The sequence below is a fragment of the Rhodoplanes roseus genome, assembly GCF_003258865.1.
In the GTDB taxonomy this organism is placed as follows: Bacteria; Pseudomonadota; Alphaproteobacteria; order Rhizobiales; family Xanthobacteraceae; genus Rhodoplanes; species Rhodoplanes roseus.
Genome location: NZ_NPEX01000711.1, coordinates 1 through 324, shown reverse-complemented (window position 1 = coordinate 324; position 324 = coordinate 1). Strand labels below are relative to the sequence as shown.

Annotated in this window: 1 protein-coding gene; it reads left to right on the top strand. The window is 63.3% G+C overall.

From position 1 onward, the window contains the following. Nucleotides 1-31: 31 nt before the first annotated feature. The coding region (locus CH341_RS32075; RefSeq protein WP_483475702.1) for an alpha/beta hydrolase at nt 32-324 on the top strand (293 nt) is incomplete at its 3' end.

The following is a 324-nucleotide window of genomic DNA, read 5'->3' as shown; positions in this document are numbered from 1 at the left end:
CGAGCGCATCAAGGCCGTCACTGACAACGGAATGGAAGCCCTGGTCGACGGCGTCACCGAACGCTGGTTCACAGCCACCTTTCGCCGCGACAATCCGGAGGAAGTGGAGCGCATCGCAGAGCAGATCCGGGCGACCGAACCTGATGGCTATGCCGCCTGCTGCGCCGCGATCCGCGACATGGATCTGCGTCCCACCCTGTCCGCGATCAAGGCGGACGTTCTCATCCTCATCGGCGACAGCGACCCGTCGACACCTCCTCAGGACGGCGAACTTATTGCCGACAACATCGCAGGTGCTCGCAAGGAGATCGTGCATGCAGCGCA